The 16774-nt window shown below is 39.0% G+C and carries 19 protein-coding genes and 1 pseudogene; 10 read left to right on the top strand and 10 right to left on the bottom strand.

The window, feature by feature from the left end; genetic code table 11:
* Positions 1 to 130: 130 nt before the first annotated feature.
* Positions 131 to 298 (bottom strand): hypothetical protein, encoded by a 168-nt coding sequence (locus tag ACPUEY_RS10495; RefSeq protein WP_092818144.1) that lies wholly within the window; start codon positions 296 to 298, stop codon positions 131 to 133.
* 165 nt (positions 299 to 463) lie between these two features.
* The gene (locus tag ACPUEY_RS10490; RefSeq protein WP_425122038.1) at positions 464 to 1342 is read right to left on the bottom strand and encodes an SDR family oxidoreductase; all 879 of its coding nucleotides are present in this window, start codon (positions 1340 to 1342) and stop codon (positions 464 to 466) included.
* Positions 1343 to 1588: 246 nt separating this feature from the next.
* Between ACPUEY_RS10490 and ACPUEY_RS10485 the strand changes: the two genes are divergently transcribed.
* The 3 genes from ACPUEY_RS10485 (at position 1589) to ACPUEY_RS10475 (ending at position 2827) form a co-directional block, all read left to right on the top strand.
* Positions 1589 to 1798 (top strand): hypothetical protein, encoded by a 210-nt coding sequence (locus ACPUEY_RS10485; RefSeq protein WP_143002171.1) that lies wholly within the window; start codon positions 1589 to 1591, stop codon positions 1796 to 1798.
* 263 nt (positions 1799 to 2061) lie between these two features.
* Positions 2062 to 2154 carry a hypothetical protein gene (locus tag ACPUEY_RS10480; RefSeq protein ID WP_409449170.1) on the top strand — a complete coding sequence of 31 codons (93 nt, stop codon included), beginning with the start codon at positions 2062 to 2064 and terminating at the stop codon, positions 2152 to 2154.
* A gap of 508 nt (positions 2155 to 2662) precedes the next feature.
* The gene (locus ACPUEY_RS10475) at positions 2663 to 2827 is read left to right on the top strand and encodes a hypothetical protein (protein ID WP_171259612.1); all 165 of its coding nucleotides are present in this window, start codon (positions 2663 to 2665) and stop codon (positions 2825 to 2827) included.
* A 103-nt stretch (positions 2828 to 2930) separates the two neighbouring features.
* Here the strand turns inward: ACPUEY_RS10475 and ACPUEY_RS10470 are convergent, their stop codons facing one another.
* Positions 2931 to 3371, bottom strand: coding sequence for an META domain-containing protein (locus ACPUEY_RS10470; protein ID WP_425122037.1), 441 nt, complete (start codon positions 3369 to 3371; stop codon positions 2931 to 2933).
* Positions 3372 to 4167: 796 nt separating this feature from the next.
* Complete coding sequence (locus ACPUEY_RS10465; RefSeq protein WP_425122036.1) at positions 4168 to 5382, bottom strand: alpha/beta fold hydrolase; 1215 nt, start codon at positions 5380 to 5382, stop codon at positions 4168 to 4170.
* Positions 5383 to 5965: 583 nt separating this feature from the next.
* Here ACPUEY_RS10465 and ACPUEY_RS10460 point away from each other — a divergent pair.
* A complete protein-coding gene (locus ACPUEY_RS10460) occupies positions 5966 to 7123 on the top strand; it encodes an MFS transporter (protein ID WP_425122035.1) in 1158 nt (385 codons plus the stop codon).
* Positions 7124 to 7214: 91 nt separating this feature from the next.
* Here the strand turns inward: ACPUEY_RS10460 and ACPUEY_RS10455 are convergent, their stop codons facing one another.
* Entirely contained in the window at positions 7215 to 8648 is a 1434-nt protein-coding gene (locus ACPUEY_RS10455) for a diguanylate cyclase (protein WP_425122034.1), read from the bottom strand.
* Between the two features lie 301 nt (positions 8649 to 8949).
* Here ACPUEY_RS10455 and ACPUEY_RS10450 point away from each other — a divergent pair, with 301 nt between their 5' ends.
* Positions 8950 to 9429 carry a hypothetical protein gene (locus ACPUEY_RS10450; RefSeq protein ID WP_092818138.1) on the top strand — a complete coding sequence of 160 codons (480 nt, stop codon included), beginning with the start codon at positions 8950 to 8952 and terminating at the stop codon, positions 9427 to 9429.
* Between the two features lie 87 nt (positions 9430 to 9516).
* Here ACPUEY_RS10450 and accC read toward each other — a convergent pair whose 3' ends face one another.
* The 4 genes from accC to ACPUEY_RS10430 all read right to left on the bottom strand — a co-directional run bounded on the left by accC (position 9517) and on the right by ACPUEY_RS10430 (position 13341).
* On the bottom strand, positions 9517 to 10881 hold the full coding sequence (accC, locus tag ACPUEY_RS10445) for an acetyl-CoA carboxylase biotin carboxylase subunit (protein WP_425122033.1): 1365 nt from the start codon (positions 10879 to 10881) through the stop codon (positions 9517 to 9519).
* Positions 10882 to 10898: 17 nt separating this feature from the next.
* A complete protein-coding gene (gene accB, locus ACPUEY_RS10440; protein ID WP_425122031.1) occupies positions 10899 to 11315 on the bottom strand; it encodes an acetyl-CoA carboxylase biotin carboxyl carrier protein in 417 nt (138 codons plus the stop codon).
* A gap of 16 nt (positions 11316 to 11331) precedes the next feature.
* On the bottom strand, positions 11332 to 11787 hold the full coding sequence (gene aroQ / locus ACPUEY_RS10435; RefSeq protein WP_092818135.1) for a type II 3-dehydroquinate dehydratase: 456 nt from the start codon (positions 11785 to 11787) through the stop codon (positions 11332 to 11334).
* A 237-nt stretch (positions 11788 to 12024) separates the two neighbouring features.
* On the bottom strand, positions 12025 to 13341 hold the full coding sequence (locus tag ACPUEY_RS10430) for a Y-family DNA polymerase (protein WP_425122030.1): 1317 nt from the start codon (positions 13339 to 13341) through the stop codon (positions 12025 to 12027).
* 333 nt (positions 13342 to 13674) lie between these two features.
* On the opposite strand from ACPUEY_RS10430, the gene ACPUEY_RS10425 reads away from it, so the two are divergent.
* Entirely contained in the window at positions 13675 to 13815 is a 141-nt protein-coding gene (locus ACPUEY_RS10425; RefSeq protein ID WP_165493300.1) for a hypothetical protein, read from the top strand.
* Positions 13816 to 13936: 121 nt separating this feature from the next.
* Here ACPUEY_RS10425 and ACPUEY_RS10420 read toward each other — a convergent pair whose 3' ends face one another.
* The gene (locus tag ACPUEY_RS10420; RefSeq protein ID WP_092818133.1) at positions 13937 to 14557 is read right to left on the bottom strand and encodes a LexA family protein; all 621 of its coding nucleotides are present in this window, start codon (positions 14555 to 14557) and stop codon (positions 13937 to 13939) included.
* 127 nt (positions 14558 to 14684) lie between these two features.
* On the opposite strand from ACPUEY_RS10420, the gene ACPUEY_RS10415 reads away from it, so the two are divergent.
* From ACPUEY_RS10415 to ACPUEY_RS10400, 4 genes and pseudogenes are all read left to right on the top strand, one after another.
* Positions 14685 to 15050, top strand: a complete 366-nt coding sequence (locus tag ACPUEY_RS10415; RefSeq protein WP_425122029.1) for an immunity protein Imm33 domain-containing protein — start codon at positions 14685 to 14687, stop codon at positions 15048 to 15050.
* 138 nt (positions 15051 to 15188) lie between these two features.
* Complete coding sequence (locus ACPUEY_RS10410; protein ID WP_131273711.1) at positions 15189 to 15446, top strand: hypothetical protein; 258 nt, start codon at positions 15189 to 15191, stop codon at positions 15444 to 15446.
* A gap of 4 nt (positions 15447 to 15450) precedes the next feature.
* Positions 15451 to 16200 (top strand): zeta toxin, encoded by a 750-nt coding sequence (locus tag ACPUEY_RS10405; protein ID WP_425122028.1) that lies wholly within the window; start codon positions 15451 to 15453, stop codon positions 16198 to 16200.
* A 288-nt stretch (positions 16201 to 16488) separates the two neighbouring features.
* Positions 16489 to 16691 (top strand): annotated as a pseudogene (locus tag ACPUEY_RS10400) (MBL fold metallo-hydrolase); the annotation flags it as partial.
* Positions 16692 to 16774 lie beyond the last annotated feature (83 nt).

Genomic DNA, 16774 nt, shown 5'->3' with positions numbered 1-16774 from the left:
AGTGTAGTTCATGATGCAACTTTGACTTTGGTCGGTCGGAAGCAAAATGCTAGCTCATCTTGCTTCCTTCCAATAATTTAATCTCTGTTGCACTTCATTTGAGAATCTAAGAACTATAAATGAATAACTGCTAATGGTGTCTTTTTTTCTTGCCGCCACCATCCTGTTTATTTACGGTAGCCCAAGCAATGCGTTCAGCATCCTCCTCGGAAAGCCCACGCTCTTTTTCACTTTCCTCAATATGTTTGGCTTGCCGCTTCTGTTTGGCAGTATAAGATGATTTATCGCCTCTAGGCATAATGAATCCCTCTTTTGAATTTACAGCTTCATTCATTTAAGCAAAAAAAAATGAATGGTGGGTAATAATATGTCAAGGTTTGGTGTGGATTTGATTCATGATGATTCAAATTATTCTTACAGGCTAAAGTGTTAAAGAAAATTCCAACCGGTAATTTTAAATGCTTTAGCCATTAATAATGCTGCCACCATTAACATGAATGACTTGTCCAGATATATAACTTGCTTCATCCGAGGCTAGAAACAGGTATGCAGGAGCCACTTCACTGGGTTGTCCCATGCGTCCCATCGGCGTGGTCTTACCAAAATCTTTTAACTGTTCTTCATCAAAACTGCTCGGTATTAACGGTGTCCAGATCGGTCCGGGAGCGACTGCATTGACTCTAATTCCGGTTTTATTTTTCAATAAATTTGTGGATAGACTCCGGGTAAATGAGGTAATCGCACCTTTGGTGCTTGCATAATCGATGAGTAGATCATGGCCATGATAACTGGTGATGCTGCTGGTATTGATGATTGTATCGCCTGGTTTCATATACGGAATTACCATTTGTGTCAGATAAAACATAGCCAGGATATTGATTTCAAATGTTTTAAAAAGTTGTTGGGTATTGATATCTGTAATATGTTTTTGCGGGTACTGAACGCCGGCATTGTTAATTAAAATATTGATGGTTTGAAATTTTTGCAGCGTTCTTTCAACTATTTTGCTTATTTCATCGTGATGTTGCAAATCGAATTTCAACAGTAGGCAACGGCGACCTTCTTGTTCCACCATTTTCTTGGTTTCTTCAGCATCTCCATCTTCTTCCAGATAGCATATGGCAATATCTGCACCTTCGCGTGCAAACAGTACGGCGATTGATCTGCCAATGCCGCTATCACCCCCCGTAATCAGGGCAACTTTGTCTTTTAATTTATTGCTTCCCTGATAGTTGGGTTTGATGACTTCGGGCTGTGGATGCATTTGCGATTGAATACCCGGTTGATGGGCTTGGACTTCAATGGATGGGCTTTTAGGATATTTGTTCATATTTTGCTTCACTATTTTTTTAAATGCTTAAAACATATTAGAAGCTTTAGAAGATGAATTTAGATGAGTAAAACATTAAATAACATAATGTATGAAAAAGTTATCAACGATACACTTGGATATCTCTTTTTATTTTTTTCTCTTTAGATTGGAAACTAAAAAGCTAAAGCAGTTTACATTCAAGCTAACAAATTAATTCACATCTTCAGCTCTAATTTCTTATGATAAAGATCAAAATATAAATGAAGATCAATGGTTATGATTAAAATTAGAAACCCAAATTCAGGCGAAGAGCGAATGATTAACAAGGTTTTAGGCGATGAAGTCACCTTGGCTCAGGCACAAGATCATGCTGGTTATTATGATATGGATAATCATCAGTTTATTCCCAAGTTGAATGAAAATGATGAAGTAATCGGCTTTGTTGAAACTTCAGAAAATTCGATCTTATGGGAAATTTTGACCTAAATTTCATCGCTTAAAAAATATTCTCGTAGTTCGAATCAACAGTGGATCATCTAGAGAAATATTGGCAGTTATTATGAAAATTTTCCTATCCCGATTGTTTTTTACTCAAAAAACCGTAAATAAAAATTAAATGAATAAGCCATTTTTACATTTTTGCTGTAAAAATTGAACCGTGTAAGTCGGTATCTCTTCTATTCTTAATTTTGATAGAAAGAATATAAGGATTGATGATGAAAAAACTGCTATTTATAGGAGTAGTGCTTATGCTAGGTCTAAGTGCCTGTCAAAAACAGGATAATGATACGTCGCAGCAAGATAAAACCACCACTCCTCATTCCATGGATAAAGACCAGTAAAGTCCAAAATTGCCAAATTATTTTAATATCTTGCTCTGAAATTTTGACCTTATTATTTGAAAGTTATGCTGTTTATACCCATATTATTAAGTATTAATCCTTTTTCTGAACCGGTAGGTGAGGTGAAAGATATGCTTAATACATTTCGTAAATTTTTTTGTATTCATGTTTATGAATTCAATTGGGATCACAAGCACGGCTACGTCCAGGAATGTCGCAAATGTGGTAAAAATGACTAAGGCATTTTAGCGGTTAACTCAAGCGAAAATGACAGTTCTGAATAGTTTAACTTACTCCAATTTGATTGGAGGGGAATAGATTTTGTCTTAGAAAAAAACGCTCATATCATAAAGAAATGTTAACAGGGTTAAAATCGCCTCGTTGCAGATCAATCATATAGATGCATCTAAATTACATTGAATGAAATTGACACAAAGTTAAGATTGGATAAAAAAGATTAAATAGTAGATTAGCTCATGTAGATTCTAAATTGAGGAAGGACATGCAAATGATTAATCAACAACCTCTTCAAATGAGCCAGCATAATCAAGAGCGCGATCGCGATAAACAAAAGGAAAAACAAGAGAATCGGCAAGGTAATCAGCAAAACCAGCAGTCCAATGTGCAGCAACAACCTAATCAACAAAACAATCCGCAAAAACAACATAAATAACATGTTGTTCTGTTCTTAAGCGGAATGCGTTTTTTGAATGATTCAGGTAATAGGATTGATCAATAAAAGCCCTCTGATGAGGGCTAAGTTTTATCCGTATTCTCTATTTAAGGTTCTTAAACTTAAGTACCACGCGACGATTGTTATCCAAGAGCTTTAATTCACTATCGGTCGCATCATAGCTGACCACCTGGTTTAACGCCTGTGAAAATTTTTGCGGTAAATCGGTTGGATTTAAACAGGCTTTTTCGGTAGTGACCAAATTTGAAAATTTAATCTGGTTGCCTTTTATGGCATACCCACCCATAAATTGGTTACAGCCATCACTGTCGCTGAGTTGGCTGTGACCAAAACTAAGCGTTGGAACTGCGGATAAGGTAGGGTCGGCTTTATAATTCATTTGATTAATTTCGGTCATCACCCAGTTTTTATTTTGCAATTTCGCTAAATTTCTTTCGGTAGAAGGATTCAGCATTGAGGACGTACAACCTGCCAAAACTATAGAGACAGCGAAGCTGCTTGCGATCATCGTTTTATTTAACATTTGCTTTCTCCAATTGATTTACCTAAAAGATAATTGTGAGACAAACAACACATGATAATTTTATAAAAAATTTCTCAATTCATTTGATTATTAACGAATAATCCACATAAACTGATCGAAAAATAAACATGGATTTTTCAAACGAAACAGCAATTTTTAAGTGAGTCCGTTTATATCTGTACTGATTTTTAAAAATGCAATAGAGCATTAAGGTCTTTGACATTATGCATTTCAAATCATGCAATTGCAGGTATCATAGTCAACTGGAAAGCGTGATTTTAAAATAATTAACTTTCAATTAAGTTAATTTAAAAATTGTGTATGATTCATATAGATCGTTTCAATTTAGCGGTCTTTAAATCCTTTTGTAAGGGATGTTTTGAATGCGTTCATTTTTAGGACGAATTTTCTAATCGTTTTGACTTGAGGGGGAGATAAGACTTTAGGGATGGTCTTTAAAATCAGCGAGATTCCATGAAGCCTCATCCATTCTGTTTGTAAAGGTCGAGCCCAAGATTTCTAGCCCAATGCATTTCTAATATGAAGACCGTCAGTTCATTGACTTGATATTAGAAGATTTTAACGGCGTTTAAGCAGGCTATTTAATTTATCAATGTCCTGTTCAGTATATGGTTTCCATCATTTGCGTAAAAGCTGTCTGGAAATACCACATCTCCGACAAACTCATTCAGCATTGTTGAATTTCTCTGTTCATAGACATCCATTATATTCAAAATGCTGTCTATGAATTCCATAAATAACTCGTATAACCTTGATTCTAAAGATTGCATCTAGGCTATTTTGCACTGCAAGTGCTTAAGCTTTTCTTATTTTCAATTGAGTTTATAAAATTTCCAATTAAAAATTCACTTTGTCTTAAGGAGTCCCGATGGTCGCCTTCTTTCAAAGGATAAAACGCAATAGGTTTTTCCATCTTGCAGATTTGTTGATAGTAGGCATAAGTACCGCGTGAATCCACTAACTGATCTTTCTCACCTTGAACAACCATAACTGGCACAGTGGGGATCATATTCTCAATAGACTGCTTCTTTAGATAATTGGTCAAAGGTGTCAGATTTACATTCGGTTTAAAGACAGTTTTAGGTGCTTGCTTCAGATCAGATTGTAATTCGGATAAACAGCGGCTACGTGCCTGATTAAGAATTTCCCCCATTTCCGGGCTAACTAAATTTGCTGGAACGAGGCTAGGGTCTGCAGCTTCCGCTCCCAGAAGAACGATTGGAAAAAATGCTGCAACACTGGTGTCAATTTGAGAGTGGGTTGCTACATATTCTGCAATTCCTTCATATTGATAACCGCCTGGAGCAAGGGTAATTGCCCCGCGCAAATTAAGTTCGGGTGCATCTTTTTGTCCATACGCTGCAACAGCAAGAGATGCAGCCCCGCCTTGACTATGCCCCATGACATACCAATTTTTATTAAATTTGTAAGGTTTTAAATGGTGTGTCGTCCTTACAGCATCCACTACAGTATGTAATTGGCTTTGAGCATTCATATAGGGATGTCCGCTTGGTGTACCTAAGCCCTGATAGTCTGGTGCAACCACCGCATATCCACGAGCAAGCCAGGCATTCAAAGCTTTTGCTGCTATTTGTTGATATATATGAACAGGTCCACCCACATAATCACTCGAAGGAGCACAAGTATCTGCAACACCTGTTGTACCATGCGCCCAAGCTAAAATAGGCCAACCTTCTTTTGGTGCTTTTCCTTTAGGCAGTAAAATAAATCCGGAAGCTACAATTGGTTCCGACTGTATTCCGCGGCTGCGATAGGTAATTAGGAAGCGTTGTGATGCATTCGGAAATAGATTGGTATTTTGTGCTTGTATGGATAATAGAGTACCGGGTGTTTTAGCGGGAAGATTTGATATTTGAATTTTACTGTTATTGGAAAGTTCAGGCGAGGCAATTGCGTATGTTGAACCTAAACATAGGCAGCTCACCGTCAGTTTGAGAACAAGGTCTTTAATTTTCATCACTTGCACCATCCTTCTTTTTTATAATGTCATTTTTAATGTACCAGTTTTTACTTGTCTTTCTGAATGAACTATTAACAAAGTTTGTAAATTAAATAAAAATAGGCAGATACCATGCTGTATTTGGCTTTAATCTCTTACATCTATAAATTATTTTTTAAAAGTGAGACCCTCATTCGAGGCTGACTTAAATTTATTTCCATGCTTTCAATCCTATTTTTTCTGCTTTAGACATTTCTTCGCATGTCCACCCGGCAAGCAATCATATGTTTGACCATTGCTGTTAAGGCCTAAACTTTTCCAGTTTTTTGTCCTGATTTTTTTCGTTGTTCAAACCATTTCTGCGCTTGTTTGAACTGAAAAGGCTGTCACAGCAGAAATATAATTTACTTATATAAAATAGACCATCTGAACGGGCGGCTTTTTATATGATGTCGCAACTTTTTTAATTTTTTACCTGCACTGTGCTTGGTGATAAAATATTAAAAATTAATGACTTTTTAAAATATTGAAATACAGGTATAGACAGTTATATGCAAATATATGCAACCCTAAATGAATTTAAATTATTGATAATGCAAGGATATGCAATGTAATGCAGCCTATTTCAATTCAGCACAGACTGGCAGGATTCTACTTCTTCTACTATTCCATAGTCGGTACGTTCATGCCTTTTTGGAATTTGTATCTGGAAGATCAGGGCTTTAATTATCAAGAAATCGGACTGTTATCTTCAATCGCAATCATTACCCGCTTTTTCGCACCGTTCATTTGGGGATGGATTGCCGATAAATCGGGCAAAAGAATGCTGTTGGTCCGTATAGCCACCTGGATGGAAGCCTGTATCTGGTTCATGATTTTTCTGATTCCAAATACCTTCCAGTCTGTGGCATTGCTGATGCTGATTTTCAGCTTTTTTCAGAATGCCATTTTAGCGCAATTTGAAGGGGTTACGCTGTTCTGGCTGGCTGAAAAGCGTACTCAGCTGTATGGGAAAGTAAGAAAATGGGGCTCGGTGGGTTTTATTGTGGGCGTTTTCGGTATTGGTGCCTTACTTGAAATTGTCCCTATTTCCATGCTGCCACTGATGTTGTTGTGTATTGCATTTTTGGCTTTCCTTTGGTCTTTTAGCATCAAAGAACCCAGCACAGCGCCGCGATCACAACAAAAACTAGAACCATTAATGCCGATATTAAAACGACCTGTAGTTGCTGCATTTTTTGCTATTGAATTTGTTTTATTATTTTCCCATGCTCCATTTTATAGTTTCTATAGTAACTACTTGCATCAAACAGGTTTTTCGACCACTGAAATTGGCCTGTTGTGGTCAGTGGGGGTGGTTGCGGAAATTATTATGTTTGCATTTGCGCATATTTTTTTAACCCGTTTTTCATGGCGCAGTCTTGCCAGTGTGTGTCTGGTCCTGACCGGTGCACGCTGGATTATTGTGGGACTATTGCCTCATTTCTTTATGGCACAGTTCTTAGCCCAGAGTATTCACGCTTTTAGTTTTGGCCTGTTTCATATGATTGCCATGCGCATTATCTTTCAAAACTTTTCTGCCGGTCAGCAAGGTCGTGGTCAGGCCATGTACAGTACCATGTGGGGTTTAGGCGTGGCTTTAGGAAGTATTCTGGCGGGAAAATATTGGCAAGTCATCTCCGGCGAAATGGTTTTTGTTCTGGCTGGGCTTTCAACAGCTGTGGGTTTGCTGTTTGTACGCTGGCTACCGAAAGATATCCAGCAAAGCTAAAAAAACCGTAAAGAAAAGTCAGCATTCTACGCGGTTAATGACAAGATTGCTGCTGTGCTATGGTTCTGGGCAGTATGCAACCGGTTTTATATCAAGAAGCAATGGTGATCTGATTGCGTCCCAAAGCTTTTGAACGATACAGGGCATGATCTGCCTGATTAATAATATGTTGCAAGCTCAGCTCGGTAGGCAAGCTTTGATGGGCAATACCAATACTGGTGGTAATAAACAATAAATCTCCATCAGGCAGTTGCATCGGGGTTAGCTCGGTTTTAATCCGGATTCTTTCAGCAATAGTTTGGGTTTCCTGTAAAGTCGTATTCATGAGGAGGATCAGAAATTCTTCACCCCCTATACGGGCGAAAAGTTCATTGGTCCGGATATTGTCTTCCACCAGTTGCGAAAAATGTTTGAGAACCAAATCCCCGATATGATGTCCATATTGGTCATTCATTTTTTTAAAATGATCCAGATCGAGCATAATCAATGAAACCGTATGGCTTTTAGCTTCACTTAGATATCTTTCACCTTTTTCAAAAAGATGACGTCTGTTTATGGTGTTGGTCAAGCTGTCATGATTGGCTAGATGTAACACTTTTTTGTAAAGTTCACGGCGATTACTGGTAATAATGCAAAGAATGAGAGGGGCTAAACCGAGCATACATAAACCAATACGTACGGAAATGGTGGTGGTTAAATATGCCGATGATGACTCCGATAAGTAAAAATAAGTCAGACTATGATAAGTCACTAAACAGACAATGCTGTTGATCAGGGCAACGCTAAAAATGGGATAACTCAATGCTGCCCAGATTAATGCAGCCAGAGGATAAAGTAAGGCACCCGGCCCAAAGAAAATATGGGTAAAAGTCACGGAAATTACAATGGCAACCAGCGGGAGCAGTTTAGTTAACCGGAACTGTTTAAGCTTCATATTTTTAAATTTTTTACCCATTTCATTCAGGGTGGGAAAAAATAAAATAATTGGCAAAATGGTAATATAATTGACAATTTCACCAGCCCACCACATGCCAAAATCCACTCCCAGACGTTGCGTGGACATGAAAGTATCAGAAAGATAAGGAACTGTAGCTATGGCAAACAGGGCACTGACCAGGCTGCCTCCTAATGCACAAATGATAAATAAATATAAGAAGGTAAAGCCCTGATTGTAATTGTGATAATTTAATGTCCAGAAGTTGATAAGAAACAATGAAACCGTGACATTCATCAGATTTGAGAGGCTAAGAATAAAGGTCAGTTGCAAAGAACTGCCCGTCATTAAATCTGCCAGCATGTAAGCGCTAAAGGCACCTAACCATCCACCCCAGATGTTTAAATGCTTAAAGCGTAAAAATAGACCCAGCAAAACCGCATTTGCTGGCCATAGATAGGCTAAAAAGGTGACAGGCCTGGATAAAATCCCGCATAAACAGCAAATCAGGACCACAGCACCCAGGATAAAAAAGGCATTCACCTGTTGCTGTATGGAAAATGATTTAGATGAAGTCAGCACAATATGCAAGATCACATCCTTGTCACTCTAAGATGGTGACTTAGTCAGAAGTATTAAAAAAATTATTTTGCTATATTCACGATTAAATAGAAATATTTTCAAGACGAATGAACATTGATGATGCCGCTGCATCATTAGTGGGAGGCTTGCTTCAGTATCTCCCAAAAGCATTGATTCTTTTCAACTTAGCCACTTGCTTTCCTGTGCAGTTAGAGTACGAAATTATATTGTTATAATATGGTGATAAATACTGGTTTTTCATAAAAATATGCTAAGTTATAGCAAAGGATTTTTAGCACTGAATGAATGCATGAAAAAAACATATCTTACAATTTTACTTACATTGTGCGCATCTGTTGCGATGGCAAATGACAATCAAGCGGTAGTGGCAACAGAAGAAACGGATCGAGCTGAAAATTCGAATACCATTCGTATTGTGACTCGTCCAGAAATTGTGGGCTTATGGGGGATGCAAGTGGCCAACAATAATAAATGCATTGAATATTATAATTTTAAAGCGAATAACAATGTCATTATTAAAAGTGGGCAGGAGTGGTCATCCGGAATTTATGACTTTCAGCCGGCTCAAGAGGAACGTTCTTTATTGTCTGCATTGGTTTTGCAAGTAAAGTATGACAATAATGAAAAGGATTGTTCCGGTTTGCAGGAAGATCAGACTGGAGAGATTTCCCAATATTTCGTGCAGTGGAAAAATGCCTCGACCATCAATTTCTGCAGTAATGAAAAGGCCGAGCAATGTTTTGCCACCTTGCGCCGTGTATTGCCTTAACGATGATTGTTCATAATTTTATAAATATATGCTCATAAATATAAAAAACCGCTCATAAAGAGCGGTTTTTTAGTCTTAATGCTTTATTTAAGACGCTTCTTGATAAGTTTCCAGCTTTTTCAACAAGTGTTTTTCCAGATAATGAATATCCATTGCTTCCTTACAGAAATTCTCATCTTCCAGAATTAAATCCCTATGCAAAGGAATGTTGGTTTTAACACCAGTCAGGATGGTTTCTTCTAATGCCTGTTTCATGCGGGCAATAGTCGTTTCACGATCTTTACCATGGGCAATGAGTTTTGCAATCATTGAATCATAGTAAGGTGGAATGCTGTAGCCTGGGTAAATATGCGAATCCATACGGATACCAGCACCACCTGGGGCATAATAATTTTCAATTTTGCCCGGAGATGGAAGGAATGTAGTTGGATCTTCCGCATTGATACGACATTCTATGGCATGACCACGTACTTCCACTTGATCTTGTTGGATTTCAAGACCGAGACCACCAGCAATACGCAATTGTTGCTCAATGATATCAATACCCGTCACCATTTCGGTCACCGGGTGTTCAACCTGAACACGGGTATTCATTTCAATGAAGAAGAATTCACCATCTTCAAACAGGAATTCGAATGTACCGGCACCACGGTATTGCATGAGTTTACATGCATTAACGCAGGCTTCTAAAATTTCAGCACGTGCTTCTTCAGGCAAGCCCGGAGCAGGAGCTTCTTCCAGTACTTTTTGATGGCGACGCTGTAGTGAGCAGTCACGATCATACAAGTGAATGGCATGGCCATTACCATCTGCCAAAACCTGAACTTCGACGTGACGCGGTTTTTGCAGGAAGCGTTCCATATAAACCGTGTCATCACCAAACCACATTTCAGCATCACGCTGTGCAGCCTGAACCGACTCAAGCAGGGTATCGACACGTTCAACAATACGCATACCACGACCACCACCACCAGAAGCGGCTTTAACGATCAGTGGAAAGCCAATTTCTTTGGCTTCTGCAAGAGCATTGTGAATAGTCACTGCATGGTCACAGCCCGGTACGGTTGGTACACCGGCTTTTTTCATGGCAATAATGGCGGAAACTTTGTTCCCCATTAAGCGAATATGTTCTGGACGTGGACCAATAAAGATAAAACCAGAATTTTCAACAATTTCTGCAAACTCGGCATTTTCCGACAAGAAGCCATAACCAGGATGGATGGCATCTGCGCCGGTAATTTCAGCAGCAGTAATAATTGCCGGGATGTTTAAATAGCTTTCGCTACTTGCGCCCGGACCGATACATACGGCTTCATCACAAAAGCGTAAATGCATCAGGTCTTTATCGGCATCGGAATAAATACCTACGGTTTTAATTCCTAAAGTTCTGCAAGCTCGGGTAATGCGTAAAGCAATTTCACCCCGGTTTGCAATTAAAACTTTTTGCAACATTGTGAGTCCCCGTGGTTTTAGGCGCGATAGCGGAACAATGGTTGACCGAATTGAATTACTTCACCATTTTTCACCAGAATTTCTTCAATCACACCACTTTGAGTCGCTTCAATCGGGTTCATGATTTTCATGGCTTCAATAATACCCAGGGTTTCGCCTGCAGAAACGGTTTGGCCCACTTTGACGAATGGTGCTTCACCTGGGTTTGGTGCTGCATAGAACACACCAACCATAGGAGAAGTTTCAACTGCGCCGCGCGGTGTTTTTGCAGCAGGTGCGGCAGGTGCAGGTGCAGGCATTGCAGGAACAGCTGCTGCTACCACAGGATTGCGACGGGTGAGGGCGATGGATTGATCACCTTCTTTAACTTCGATCGCTTGTAAGTCAGATTCAATCATCAGGTCGATGAGTTTCTTGATTTTACGGATATCCATGAGACAGTATTCCTAATTATGATTGCGTAGAGAGTTGAATTTTATCGATGGCGAAGTCCAGTGCAGCGCTATAACCTTTTGCACCTAAACCACAAATTACGCCAACGGCTTTATCGGATAAATATGAATGATGTCGGAATGCTTCACGTGCGTGTACATTGGACAAATGAACTTCAATAAAGGGGATGGCAACACCAAGAAGCGCATCACGTACTGCAACAGAGGTATGGGTTAAAGCTGCAGGATTGATAATGATGAATTGAACGCCTTCTTTTTGTGCCTGATGAATTCGGTCGACAATTGCACCTTCCCAGTTGCTTTGAAAAGTATCCAGGGAAAGAGATGCATTTTGAGCTTGAGCGATGAGCTTTTGATTTATATTGTCTAGAGTAAGGTTTCCATAAACCTCAGGTTCACGCATACCGAGTAAATTTAGATTCGGTCCATGAATAACCAAAATGGTTAAGCTCATTCAGCTTGCTCCAATTATAAGTTTGCAAATATACCTTGCAAGATGTCAGCAAAGTTTGCGTATTATGGCATATATTCCCGTATTTCTATTATAAGTTGTTTAAAATTGATACGAGAGCTATGTGTCAGAACTGAGCTATATAATGAGAACTTTGCAGGTAATTGGCAATGTTAAAAAATGACATTTTTTATAATTATTACTATTTCTTACATTGTAAGCTAAATTGACCAAAACAGTTCATTTATTTTGTGTAACAGTCAGGGCAGAGTCATGAATTGTAAGCAGTTCCTTCCAGCGGGTGGTGTAGCGTGGAGAGCGGTGCTGCTGTTTCATCTGCCAGGCCGGATTGGCAGAATGATAGCCTACCTGAATACAATCCGAGCCATAGCGTTGTTGCATTTTCAACAGGGTGTTCATTAAATTATCCCGTTGTTGAATCAGGGCTAAAGGTTGCCATAAGTCATGAATATAGTGCTGTTTAATATGCAAGGCACTCAACATGATTTCAACTTTAATATATTTCTTGTTTTCTTTAAATAAAACATCTATTTGCTTTAATGCTGCGCCATTTAAGGCAAGTAAGTCATCGCTTGCATATTCCAGGCCTAGCGCATAAGAAAGCTTCTTTTTATAGGGTGGAACGGATATTTTTTCATAGAGTGAAACATGTACGCAGGCACAAAGTTGTCGCTGTTGGGTTAAGCGTTTATGGGCACGGTTGACATGAAAAATGACCGCCTGTTTGATGATTGATTTTTCGGTTAATGCAGAAGCAAAACTTCGTGATGAAAGGATGTTTTTTGCCGGTGTTGCAGGGTCATTGAGTGCAATACACGATTGACCTTTTAGTTCACGAATCGTCCGTGCAATCATCACCGAAAATTGTTTGCCAAGATGATGTTCATTGGCAAAAGTTAAGTCATAGCAACTATAAATTTCATAGTCTTGAAGCTGTTTGCTGATTTTACGACCAATCCCCCAAATCTCGCTAGCCGGTGTCTCTAAGAGCAGGCTTTCATAACTGCATAAATCTACATGCGGTAAATAACAGAGCGACTGAAAGCCGCTTCTTTTCTTTGCAAAATAATTGGCCAGTTTGGCTAGGGTCTTGGTTGTGCCAACGCCTATGCAGCAAGGCAAACCCAACCATTGCTCAATGCGCTGAATTAAATCCCGGCAATATTGCTCTACATCAAAATATTCTGCATAACTGCCGAGCTGAATAAAGCACTCATCAATCGAATAAGGTTCCAGGTCATCCGGATGGAAATGCTGTTCCAGAATCGAAAAAAAGCGCCGCGACATATCTGCATATAAAGCGTAATTACTGGAAAATACTTTTACACCTGCTGCCAAAGCCTGTTGCTCGACCTCATACCAAGGCACGGCCATGCCGATATTTAAGGCCTTGGCTTCATTACTTCGGGAAACCACACAGCCGTCGTTGTTGGAGAGTACAACCACAGGCTGGCCATTTAGACGGGGATTAAATACCCGTTCACAGCTGACATAGCAATTATTGATATCAATTAAGGCAAAAAGTTTCTGGTTCATTTTTGTTCTTGAAATTGTAACGTTTTCAAGTAAGGATAATAAAATCGTTTATAAATTTCAAATTTTAAAAATGCAGAGAATCAAGAGTCCATTCGATAAAGAGCTAGAGCAGCATGTAAGGTTCAGTGTAATTAGCGTTAATAGGGTAAAGCTGAGATTTGTCGATGCACTAAAAATCAGTAAATTAATATTTTGATCATTACAATGAATTAAGTCGATACAGTTTGCGGGTTGGTTAACGGTAAATATCCGCTAGATTAATAAGAGTCGTAATACATACGGCATATCCCTAGCACTCCGCGCTAGTAATCAATCGAAAGGATGGATATGAAAATGGCTAATCAACAACAATCGAATCAGCAAAGCGAAAATCAAAAGCATCAACAGCAACAGCAGCAGCAAGACAATCAACGTCAGCAAAACCAGGGCAATCAACGCCAACAGCAGCAAAAAAATCCTCAACAGCAAAAATAATCCTAAAGCTTGCTTAGGATTTATGATGAAGCCTCAAGTTTACTTGGGGCTTTTATCTGTCTATTTATGTTAAGAATAAAATTTTGATCTGCTCCAGTTATATATCCACTCATAAAATTTATTAGCGTAATTTTTTTAAAATACAGGTCACTACACCCCAGATCGTCAGCTGTTCTTCGCTGCGTAAATAAATATCCGGGTATTCGGGGTTTTCTGCTTTTAGCCAGATTTTTAGTTCCCCATTTTTCTGTTTCTCTTTCATCAGCCGTTTAACGGTAAATTCATTATTGATTAAGGCCAAAACGATATCGCCGTGTTCTGGTTTCAAGCTACGGTCAATTAGAATCTGGTCATCAATGTCTATGCCTGCATTTTTCATCGACAATGAATTGACCCGTAATACAAAAGTACTTGAGGGGTTATGCACCAGGTATTGGTTCAAATCGATGACATCTTCAGTGTAATCCTGAGCCGGAGAGGGAAAACCGGCAGCAACCGATTCCAGCGGATAGGGAATATCGAGTCGGGTTTGAATCTGTATAGGATGCAGTTCGATCTTTTGACTACGGTCATCGGCAGGTTTGGGCTTTAACCATGCTTTGATTTCAGATACTTTAGACTCGGGTACGCGCATCACCACGGTTTTTTCCTGATACTGGGTTTTGCGGCCAGAATTTTTACGTCTACCGCCGTGACCATGCCCAGTGCTGCTTGCGAATTCTGTTGTATCTTGAAGTTTCATTTTAATCTTTTTTGATTTTGTAACTTTTTCAAGTTTAACAAAAAATCCTGCAAATAAAAAGTTTAGCCATGCTAAATCGTTCTAAGTTAAACTGTCGTTATTCGGTTTTATATGCCAGAGAAATGCAATGTCAAAAAAATCCCCACAACTTTCACCCTTAGAAGAACTGATTGCAGAACAAAAGTTATTGTGTGAAGAATTTGATTCTGCCTATATCCAGGTCAGTGGTGATGATGTTGTCGCCGTTGCAGTTCAAACTTTAAATAAAGAACCCATTGTCGGGATTCGTAAAAAGCCTGAAACAGATGAAAACATTGGCTGGTTTATTTATGGTGGCGAGTTGGAAGAAAGAGAAGATTTTTTCCAGACCATGACGGTTCGCGAGTTACAGGATATTTTACCTGAAGCACTGCCATACCTGGCTTTGGCTGAAGGTTTCCGTTTTATGATTGATCGTGAAGACTATGAAGATGTATGGAAAGAAGATCAATGATGCTGAGCCGCTGAACCAGTAGTTTCGGATCAGATTCACTGCAAAGCGTTACATTTCTATGTTGGTGTATTTATAGACAATTATTGCGGCTATGTTAATATAATAGGCAAATACACCTTGTGTAACGGGAGTTGTTCCATGACAGCTTATACCATCATGAAAGCAGGCAAATATGAGGATGAGATGATTCCTAAACTTGCCATACATGCTTTCCGTCATGCCTTTAACAAAGCATGTACGGCAGCAACAGTCGTGTATGCAAAAGAACAGCAACTGTTACAACGCGAAGTAAATGGACAGGAAACCGTGATTGCTGACTTGCATCAGGCATATACAAATGTGAATGATCTTCCTAAAATTTTAAAACGCAAGAGAAAACAAGAGGCAGCTGTATAACTGAATGCCTCCACCAAGAATAAGGATGTTTGCCGGTCCGAATGGGTCTGGAAAGAGCACAGTCAAGGAATATTTATTGCCCCATCATATTGGGGCTTATTTAAATGCCGATGAACTGGAACAGAATCTTCGCTTGAGTCAACGCCTGGATTTAAAGACCTATCATCCCGCATTAACGGCCCACGCTTTAATTGCTTTCCTTAAGCAGAAAAAACGCCCTCAATCCGGACAACTCATTCCTTTACTGCAACAAGAGCCTGGTGTAGTTGATGAATCGAATATCCAGTTTCATGAATCCGAAATCGATTCTTATCTTTGTGCACGGATTATTGACTATATCCGCCTGGAATTTTTGCGCTTAAAAATCAGTTTTACCTTTGAAACGGTAATGTCGCATATCTCTAAGGTTGAGTTTTTACAACAAGCCCAGCGGCAGGGTTTTAAAACCTATTTATATTATGTTTCTACGGTTGACCCACGAATTAATATTGCCCGGGTGAAATACCGGGTGAGTGTGGGTGGACATTCTGTTCCAGAGCAAAAGATTGTGGAGCGTTATTACCGCAGTATGGATTTGCTTATGCAGGCGATTGATGCCAGTGATCGTACCTATTTGTTTGATAACTCTTCTAACGGTGAAAAAGCGGCTTTTATTGCTGAAATTGAATCGGCCGAAACATTGAAAATGAATCCGGAAGTTCAACAGTTACCGTGGTGGTTTGCAGAAAAAGTACTCAAAGAATTTATAGAATAATAAAAAATGATCCAGAGCAGGTATGACAATATAGTGGATTATGATGCGCCGTAAGCAACAAGAAAAACGATGCAGGCTGATTTAATCATAGAGTATGCACATTAAAATAGCCTAAGCAAAAATAACTTTTGAAGTTTATTTCCATACCAATTATTGTGTGATTCTTCTAAAAGGGCAGTACAGTTACTTGATTCAACTCCATTCAAAAATTTATCAGTTGAATAATCAACTCCGGGTTTTTTGTTTGTCATATTGTCACGATTATTAACCCCAAGGTAGAAAAGAATAACGCGCTATACACGAAATATTTTCCTAAATGAAAATACAATAAAAGCAGGTTTGTTGAGATGCGTAACCGCCGTGATGCGACTTTGTCCATGCCTAAACTGATTTTACCTGCAATTCAAATCAATATGGATGGAGGGCGGTTTTCTGATCCTGAAGCGAACGGTATCCGCTATTTAAAATTGCCTCTGAATTATTTTAAATAATTAAATTTAGAGTAAACATTAGGCTTAAAAAGGACATTGAGCCTGATTTTGTCATCTTAAAATTTTACTTCAATGTTCTTTTG

It is taken from the genome of Acinetobacter sp. G11, assembly GCF_049808495.1.
GTDB lineage: Bacteria > Pseudomonadota > Gammaproteobacteria > Pseudomonadales > Moraxellaceae > Acinetobacter > Acinetobacter kookii.
This window is presented reverse-complemented; position numbering and strand designations above follow the sequence as displayed.

Excerpts from the sequence above, each read along its gene's own strand:
- ACPUEY_RS10495 (WP_092818144.1), bottom strand. The coding sequence starts at position 298 with ATGCCTAGAGGCGATAAATCATCTTATACTGCCAAACAGAAGCGGCAA.
- ACPUEY_RS10485 (WP_143002171.1), top strand. The coding sequence starts at position 1,589 with ATGATTAAAATTAGAAACCCAAATTCAGGCGAAGAGCGAATGATTAAC.
- ACPUEY_RS10480 (WP_409449170.1), top strand. The coding sequence starts at position 2,062 with ATGCTAGGTCTAAGTGCCTGTCAAAAACAGGATAATGATACGTCGCAG.
- ACPUEY_RS10475 (WP_171259612.1), top strand. The coding sequence starts at position 2,663 with ATGATTAATCAACAACCTCTTCAAATGAGCCAGCATAATCAAGAGCGC.
- ACPUEY_RS10470 (WP_425122037.1), bottom strand. The coding sequence starts at position 3,371 with ATGTTAAATAAAACGATGATCGCAAGCAGCTTCGCTGTCTCTATAGTT.
- ACPUEY_RS10465 (WP_425122036.1), bottom strand. The coding sequence starts at position 5,382 with ATGGTGCAAGTGATGAAAATTAAAGACCTTGTTCTCAAACTGACGGTG.
- ACPUEY_RS10460 (WP_425122035.1), top strand. The coding sequence starts at position 5,966 with ATGCAGCCTATTTCAATTCAGCACAGACTGGCAGGATTCTACTTCTTC.
- ACPUEY_RS10450 (WP_092818138.1), top strand. The coding sequence starts at position 8,950 with ATGAAAAAAACATATCTTACAATTTTACTTACATTGTGCGCATCTGTT.
- accC (WP_425122033.1), bottom strand. The coding sequence starts at position 10,881 with ATGTTGCAAAAAGTTTTAATTGCAAACCGGGGTGAAATTGCTTTACGC.
- accB (WP_425122031.1), bottom strand. The coding sequence starts at position 11,315 with ATGGATATCCGTAAAATCAAGAAACTCATCGACCTGATGATTGAATCT.
- aroQ (WP_092818135.1), bottom strand. The coding sequence starts at position 11,787 with ATGAGCTTAACCATTTTGGTTATTCATGGACCGAATCTAAATTTACTC.
- ACPUEY_RS10430 (WP_425122030.1), bottom strand. The coding sequence starts at position 13,341 with ATGAACCAGAAACTTTTTGCCTTAATTGATATCAATAATTGCTATGTC.
- ACPUEY_RS10425 (WP_165493300.1), top strand. The coding sequence starts at position 13,675 with ATGGCTAATCAACAACAATCGAATCAGCAAAGCGAAAATCAAAAGCAT.
- ACPUEY_RS10420 (WP_092818133.1), bottom strand. The coding sequence starts at position 14,557 with ATGAAACTTCAAGATACAACAGAATTCGCAAGCAGCACTGGGCATGGT.
- ACPUEY_RS10415 (WP_425122029.1), top strand. The coding sequence starts at position 14,685 with ATGTCAAAAAAATCCCCACAACTTTCACCCTTAGAAGAACTGATTGCA.
- ACPUEY_RS10410 (WP_131273711.1), top strand. The coding sequence starts at position 15,189 with ATGACAGCTTATACCATCATGAAAGCAGGCAAATATGAGGATGAGATG.
- ACPUEY_RS10405 (WP_425122028.1), top strand. The coding sequence starts at position 15,451 with ATGCCTCCACCAAGAATAAGGATGTTTGCCGGTCCGAATGGGTCTGGA.